The organism is Acaryochloris thomasi RCC1774 (genome assembly GCF_003231495.1).
Taxonomy (GTDB): Bacteria; Cyanobacteriota; Cyanobacteriia; order Thermosynechococcales; family Thermosynechococcaceae; genus RCC1774.
This window is the reverse complement of record NZ_PQWO01000052.1, coordinates 1-6,418: the sequence shown is the minus strand read 5'-3', so window position 1 is coordinate 6,418 and position 6,418 is coordinate 1. Positions and strand designations below refer to the sequence as shown.

Genomic DNA, 6,418 nt, shown 5'->3' with positions numbered 1-6,418 from the left:
ATTTAGGTGCTCTGAAAAAGGCGAAAAATAACGCCTGAAACCTATGCTGTCAAAGCGCTGCAGCCTTAGCGTTGTTTTCTGTTCCGATGTACCCTAAACACCTTGATCTTGTAAGTGCCTTTATTCTCTATTGAGAAATGCACTAGTTTATTGATAAGAATGACTTCACTGGGTGTTCGATGTAGTCATAACTCTAGTGTCATCCAAGGCAGAAAGCGTCTAAGACAGAAAGCATAAGAAACAGAAAACATGAAAGGCAGAAAGCATCCTTTCGTCCTCTATCGATTTTCAATGGTAGATGGGATTGAGCCTTTCCTGATCCATTCCAAAAACAGGTAAGGATGAACGATATGGAAGCTCCGATCAGGAGTGGAATGAATTGCGTGACGCTGCGGCACGATCACCGACGTATCTTTAGAAATGAAGTCTTTGAAGTTAGCCGTGATTAACACCTGAACTTTACCTGCGACCGCAGTCTCTAGAACATGAGCATCTTCAATATCTTGAATCGGCACAATGCCAGTGCCACCGAGAGTGAGTTGAGGGCTTGAGGCTAATGCTCCTAACTGGGCATAGGCTGTGATGGTATCAAGATATAACTCTGCACTAGAAGTAGACACCTGCAGCTTTTGGATCAGTACCTGACGCAGCCGATTGAGCATTCCCCAAGAGATGATGAGCTGTACCGGCTGAGATAAACAGCGACCCTGGCGCACAATCGCTACAATGCTTTGACTTGCTGTGCCTTGTCTCCCTTTGGCCTCTGCCAGCAAAGCCGCAACCCAGATATTGAGATCAACACAGATGTTCAGACTATCGATCACGGTAAAGCTATTCAGTGAGTGCGACTGCTGTAGCTAAGAGATCGTCTTCCGTGTCTAGGGCATGTAAGGATTCAGTGTTGATCTCTTGGACGACCTGTTGAGTTGCGATCTCATGCTGGGTGTTGAGCAGAATCCTGGTGATATCTGCAATGGCATGTTCCATATCGGCGGGGGAGCCAAAGGTCTCAATTTTTCGCCATGCAGTGCGAGCTTCATCTGGTAAAACGGAAAACAACTTAAGGGCCATTCCCGCAATTTGAGCTTTACGGCGATCTTCCCGCTTGGCAATAGACTCAATGCGATCTGCAGTATCGGTGTCAGTGTATGCAGAGATAGTTTTACCAGCCATGATGCTTTAGACGTTCATTATACTTTGATTTCTATAGAAACTATAATAACCAATTTTTCCACAGAAAATGAGTCAATAATACCTGCTAAGGCAGAAAGCGTCCTATCATCCTTTCTGCTAAAAATCCTTTCATCCTAGAACATCAGGTAAGACTATCTGAAGAAACCTAATATATAGAAGCACTTTTATAGAAAGCATCCTTTCATCCTTTCTGCTATCCTTCCTTTCAGTCTTTCTGCTATGATGCCTTTCATTCTTGGCAGAAAAGACGATTTATGCTGATTGTCACTTTTACTGGATACAAAGGTGGGGTGGGAAAATCCACCAGTGCCATTCATCTAGCAACGTTTCTGTCTAAATATGGAAACGTCTTACTTGTTGATGGCGATCCGAATCGGACCTCTATAAGCTGGGCCAGTCGAGGTCACTTGCCTTTTGATGTCGCAGACGAGCGCAAAGCAGCTAAGGCGATACCCGGTCGTGATTGGTTGGTGATTGATACCCCCGCTCGACCTAACTCAGATGATTTAAAGGAACTGGCAGATGGCTGCGATTTGATGATCTTGCCAACAATCCCTGATATCAATTCTCTAGAGCCGATGATTGATACCTCGAAGGCTTTGAAGAATGTCTCTTTCCGAGCCTTAATCACAATGGCTCCCCCTCATCCCAATAAAGATGGGGAACAGATGCAGCAGGATATGCAAGCGTCAGATGTGCCAGTTTTTGAGTCAATCATCCGACGCTCGACGGCGTTTGCTAAAGCAGCGCTAGCGGGGGTGCCGATTCGGGAACTGAAGGGGAAGTCTCGCCTCCCTTGGCTGGACTATGAACAGATGGGCAAAGAAGTATTGGAGATACTGAGATGAGTAGCAAATTTACTGATGTGATGAAAGCTGCCAAAGACGAAAAGCAGAAACCTGCTAAGGATGAAAGGCAGAAAGCATCCTCTGAAAATATCGTTAACGTGTGCATCAAAGTGCCGCTATCACTTCGTAAGCGATGGACGATTGAGGCTACCACTCGTGAAGTCTCTCTTAAAGACTTGATTGTTGAAGCAGTGGAAAAACACCTTTCTGAGCAGTAGTGAAACTCTTCAGTGTGTGAAGCCATAATAACAATATTGCTATTATGGCGGTAGTTTGTTTGCTGAAAAGCCTTTATGCCCCAAACCCAGGTTGTGTTTTACCAGGATGAGCGGGGTCGGGTGCCAGCTCTAGATTGGTTGAAAACACTTCTGAAAAAGGATCGGAAGGGATATGCCAATTGTGCTGCTCGTATTCAGCTCTTGTCAGAGTCGGGGTATGAACTGCGGCGGCCAGCAGTGGACTATCTTCGTGATGGCGTCTACGAGCTGCGGGCCAAGCATAGGAGAACTCAGTACCGAATCTTGTATTTCTTTCACGGCCAGAACGTAGCGATTTTAGCCCACGCAATCACAAAAGAAGGTGCGCCAGTCCCCGACATAGATATTGAGCGGGCACTTGACCGAAAGCGTCTATATGAAAAGGCTCCAGACATCCATACCTATAGCGAGGATACAGAAGATGGCTAAAACGAGCGATGCACTTAAAATCTTGGGGCAGTTGAACCCAAGCGATCCTGAGTTGCAGGAGATGGTTCAGGAAGCCTCTGTGAATGCGGAGGTTGCACAGCTTATCTATGCAGCAAGAACTCAGGCGAACCTGACTCAGAAGCAGCTTGCTGAGCTAATTGGCACTCAACAGCCTGTAATTGCTCGTCTTGAAGATGCAGATTATGAAGGGCATTCTTTATCCATGCTGCAGCGAATTGCCCAGGCGCTTAATCGGCGGGTGGAGATTGCGCTGGTTCCACTTGAGGATGATTCGGCATTCGCCTTACAACGTTAATTCCTCTTTACATCTATGCGCTGGGCTAATTCTTCCTAGGTCAGTCCAGCATGGCTCCGCGCAGCAATGACCTTTCGCAGTCATTATCGCATTCGACTTCTTGGTGGATGACTCCAGCCCTTGTGATCATTTGTTTTAAAGAGTTTTCTTAAGCTAGCTTGACGGCGTAGTATAGATCATCAAGCTTTCGGGCTTGTTAATTTTCTTTTTGGAGACCTGTATGGTCTAACCCCCCAGAAACCCAAAAAACCCGGCTATGAAACAGCCAGGTTCTCTAGGGCAAAAAACAAAATGTTCTTTAGCGAGTATTCGCGGGATCTAACTGAACGCTTTGACGGGCAAGAAGTTAGGAACCCATAATGTCGTTTAACTATTTTAGTGTGTTTACGTCAGAGATGACAAGCATTCTTTAAGAGAGCTTAACGCCATCTATCGAACTCGCTCCGTTCACTCGATAGGAGACGTGATAGAAATGATCGCCTTTGCCATGATCACCGATGAGCATGACCTCATCCTGATGCAACTTTCCCCCGCTGCCCGCTCCCTGTACCAGTGGCTTTTACGCCGCCGCCCCGCCGGACAGAGCCAAGAATTTGACCTAGCCGAATTTCAAACCTTCAGCAGCCAAAGCCGTAAACGCCCCTACTGCACCCGTCAGATCCGCAACGCCCTCAATTCCCTCATTGAAAGCGGCCTCGTCGAGAATATCCGACAGTTCAACGCCCGATTCTGGAAACTGAGCGCCCACCATCCAGATCAACCAATCGAGAAAAAAACTTCCCAGATCGGGAAGAAAACTTCCCAAAACAGGAAAGAAATTTCCAAAAAACAGCCCTCAAAACCTTACAGCTCCGTTGTCTCTTATATAGAGAATAAAGAAACAACAGACACACGCCACCCACTCCACCCTGTTCTAAATTCAAGGATTAATAAGGAAGGTCTAGCTGCCTCTCCTCCACATCTCAATCTGGAAAACCCAGAAATTGAAGATGAAGAAAAATCAAGAGCAGCCTTCCCAACAAACTCTGATTCTCAGGACGTGCCGATTTCCTCTGAAGAAAGAAAAATAGATCCACAGCTTCAAGCCGAAGTAGAGGAGGTGATCGCCCCTCAACCCATGAACCAAAACATCAAACGGGCCATGATGTCAGTGTCCCTAGACATTGTGCTGGATGCCCTGGCCGTCGTGCGCCAGCAGAAAAAAACAGGTCAAGCGAAGCGACCCGCTGGATTGCTAGTTAAGGCGATTCAAGAACGCTGGACCCCCAACCCCGTCAATGATGCGCTTGAAACTATGCCTGATGGCTTCAGCGATTGGTTTGATCTCGCCCGAGAAAAAGGCATTGTCACCGCCTCGCTACCGATGGACGGTCAGATGTGCGTTTGTACCGACCCCGAGCAAGGGGACTGGCAACCGTGGACTGAACTCGCTTTTGCCTTTCCTCTGCGAATGTTGAAGGAGATGAACCCCATCAAATTCCGGTTCGGCTAAAGTGGATGCCCTCAGTAGGTGAAACTGCAAGAACTACTGAGGACGCTATCGTGACTGGATTGCAGCGATTTATTCGCTGTCATACCCCCCGATAAACCCAGCCAGTGAGAGCAATACGAATAATATCAAGCCACCAGAGAAAAACCTGTGAAGCGCAAGCATCCATGAAATCTATTGAGAACTCAACCCCATGAAAAAGCGACCCAAGGTGTGTGGTGTTGGGTCGCTTTTGGAATCGTTGATTTTGGATGGAGCCAAAACCATATCTCAGTCCTACCATTTTTCTCCACCCGTAAAGAAAACGTTAACCTCACCTTTATCAACCCCTCAATAGAGGAACCCCCAGCACATACAACTCGTATGCACCGGGGGAGCTTTCTAAATCTAGAGTAAGATTCAGTCGCGTTACGTTATAGCCCTACTCGTGGGCCATAATCGTCCTTCTCAAACCAAAATCAAAACAGAGATTAGCTTACGAGAATCGCAATAGAGACTGGAATCCAGGTGACAGCCGCGAATGCTACGGCTTGCCATAACCGAGTTTTTCCTGAAGTCTTCTCAGCAGCGGAGCTGACAGGTCCGACGGCGTAGTTATTGGCTAGACCCTCTTGGTCAACGGTGCCACCAAAGACGCGAGGCACAGGAAAGCCCTCTGAGCGCTTGAGCCGCGCTGCAGCTTCAGCAGGGATGAGTTCGTTAGCAACGGAATACTGTTGAGCAGTAGCAGTAGCGGAAGTCATAAATCAAATCCTTTTGTGTAACGCTTTGTATCAATAATGTAACAAGTTGTAACGTTAATGTCAAGAGGTATTGTAATTCGTGGTTCTTGTGGTAAAGAGATGAGGCTCTGTATGTGAAGACCGCAATGGACCCCAGTGAATCATCGTCTCAGCCTGACAGTGAGCCGCTGCGCCAAATAGAACACACCTCAGAAGAACTTGCTGCCGAGAAAATTGCGGCTCGGAAGAAGCTGCTCTCTATGCCCGCCGAAGAAGCGCAAGCACTCGTCAATCAAACCCTGCACCCACATCTTTGGGAGCTAGACCCAGATCAAGAGCCTTGGGAAGAAAGCATCGAAACCCACGACGGCGAAATGGACGACTGATCAGCCCCAGCCTTAGAACTTCTATTCTTTGGGTTCAACAATGGTGAAATTACAGGTCGTGCGCTTTTGCTTCTTGCACTCTCTATAGAAGCCCTGATTCCATTGCCATAGATCCATAGCCCAAGGAACATCCGTAAATCGCTGCTGCACCGAATTCTGAATGACAATCCCAAAGATAATCCCCAGTAGTCCCATAGCGCCCCCCATCAGGCCACCCCACCAGAGCATTCCCTGAGCTGCCTGCTTTTCCCCCGTAATGATTCCCCTGCGTACAAAATTTGCGCTCTGGTCTTGAGCATCCATAATTAACTGCGTCTGGTCCTGCTGCAGCCGCTTCACCATCTCTGCATGGAGCTGATCCTTCTCCCGCTTGCTAACTGCCAGCACCGTATTAATCTCACCGAGCACCCATTGTCTTTGAGTCGTTGCACTTTCCTCAAACGCCACCCGTTCTGCCTGCAGCTTTTCCATGACCCCAGACTGCTGAACCTCCACCCCCTGTAAATAGGTGTTTAACTCTTCCTGTCTCTCCGTCCACCATTGCCGATGCCCCTCAAATTGAAGCTGAGCCTTCTGCATCAGATCGACAAACTTAGATTCAAACTCAGTCGGGAACTGCTCTAAGAGCACCTCCATCTGCCCCGTCGAGACGGTGTTTAGGGTACATCGGAACAGAAAACAACGCTAAGGCTGTAACTTTTTGAGGGTATAGGTTTCAGGCGCTAATTTTCGCATTTTTCGAGGCAGCGAAATTGACACATTCCTTTCTAGGTATAG

General features: G+C 47.7%; 11 protein-coding genes. 6 read left to right on the top strand and 5 right to left on the bottom strand.

All coding sequences use genetic code 11. The annotated features are described in order from the left end of the window. Nucleotides 1-278 precede the first annotated feature (278 nt). Together C1752_RS27650 and C1752_RS27645 are read right to left on the bottom strand one after the other, a co-directional pair. Nucleotides 279-824, bottom strand: a complete 546-nt coding sequence (locus C1752_RS27650) for a PIN domain-containing protein (protein ID WP_110989260.1) — start codon at nucleotides 822-824, stop codon at nucleotides 279-281. 7 nt (nucleotides 825-831) lie between these two features. After that, nucleotides 832-1,173, bottom strand: a complete 342-nt coding sequence (locus C1752_RS27645; RefSeq protein ID WP_110989259.1) for a hypothetical protein — start codon at nucleotides 1,171-1,173, stop codon at nucleotides 832-834. 275 nt (nucleotides 1,174-1,448) lie between these two features. On the opposite strand from C1752_RS27645, the gene C1752_RS27640 reads away from it, so the two are divergent. From C1752_RS27640 to C1752_RS27620, 5 genes are all read left to right on the top strand, one after another. Beyond that, nucleotides 1,449-2,042 (top strand): ParA family protein, encoded by a 594-nt coding sequence (locus C1752_RS27640; protein WP_110989258.1) that lies wholly within the window; start codon nucleotides 1,449-1,451, stop codon nucleotides 2,040-2,042. Beyond that, nucleotides 2,039-2,260 (top strand): hypothetical protein, encoded by a 222-nt coding sequence (locus tag C1752_RS27635; RefSeq protein WP_110989257.1) that lies wholly within the window; start codon nucleotides 2,039-2,041, stop codon nucleotides 2,258-2,260. Before C1752_RS27640 ends, C1752_RS27635 begins: the two co-directional genes overlap by 4 nt. Nucleotides 2,261-2,335: 75 nt before the next feature. Beyond that, nucleotides 2,336-2,728 carry a type II toxin-antitoxin system RelE/ParE family toxin gene (locus tag C1752_RS27630; protein WP_110989256.1) on the top strand — a complete coding sequence of 131 codons (393 nt, stop codon included), beginning with the start codon at nucleotides 2,336-2,338 and terminating at the stop codon, nucleotides 2,726-2,728. Continuing rightward, on the top strand, nucleotides 2,721-3,044 hold the full coding sequence (relB, locus tag C1752_RS27625; protein WP_110989255.1) for a type II toxin-antitoxin system RelB family anti-toxin: 324 nt from the start codon (nucleotides 2,721-2,723) through the stop codon (nucleotides 3,042-3,044). The genes C1752_RS27630 and relB overlap by 8 nt, the downstream gene beginning before the upstream one ends. 472 nt (nucleotides 3,045-3,516) lie before the next feature. Further along, nucleotides 3,517-4,536 (top strand): hypothetical protein, encoded by a 1,020-nt coding sequence (locus C1752_RS27620; protein WP_110989254.1) that lies wholly within the window; start codon nucleotides 3,517-3,519, stop codon nucleotides 4,534-4,536. A 79-nt stretch (nucleotides 4,537-4,615) separates the two neighbouring features. On the opposite strand, the gene C1752_RS28795 is transcribed toward C1752_RS27620, so the two are convergent. Beyond that, entirely contained in the window at nucleotides 4,616-4,816 is a 201-nt protein-coding gene (locus C1752_RS28795) for a hypothetical protein (RefSeq protein WP_158535250.1), read from the bottom strand. Nucleotides 4,817-5,003: 187 nt separating this feature from the next. Beyond that, complete coding sequence (locus tag C1752_RS27615) at nucleotides 5,004-5,276, bottom strand: hypothetical protein (RefSeq protein ID WP_110989253.1); 273 nt, start codon at nucleotides 5,274-5,276, stop codon at nucleotides 5,004-5,006. Nucleotides 5,277-5,389: 113 nt separating this feature from the next. Between C1752_RS27615 and C1752_RS27610 the strand changes: the two genes are divergently transcribed. Beyond that, nucleotides 5,390-5,641 (top strand): hypothetical protein, encoded by a 252-nt coding sequence (locus C1752_RS27610; RefSeq protein ID WP_146242477.1) that lies wholly within the window; start codon nucleotides 5,390-5,392, stop codon nucleotides 5,639-5,641. A 21-nt stretch (nucleotides 5,642-5,662) separates the two neighbouring features. Here C1752_RS27610 and C1752_RS27605 read toward each other — a convergent pair whose 3' ends face one another. Continuing rightward, nucleotides 5,663-6,277, bottom strand: a complete 615-nt coding sequence (locus tag C1752_RS27605; RefSeq protein ID WP_110989251.1) for a hypothetical protein — start codon at nucleotides 6,275-6,277, stop codon at nucleotides 5,663-5,665. Nucleotides 6,278-6,418 lie beyond the last annotated feature (141 nt).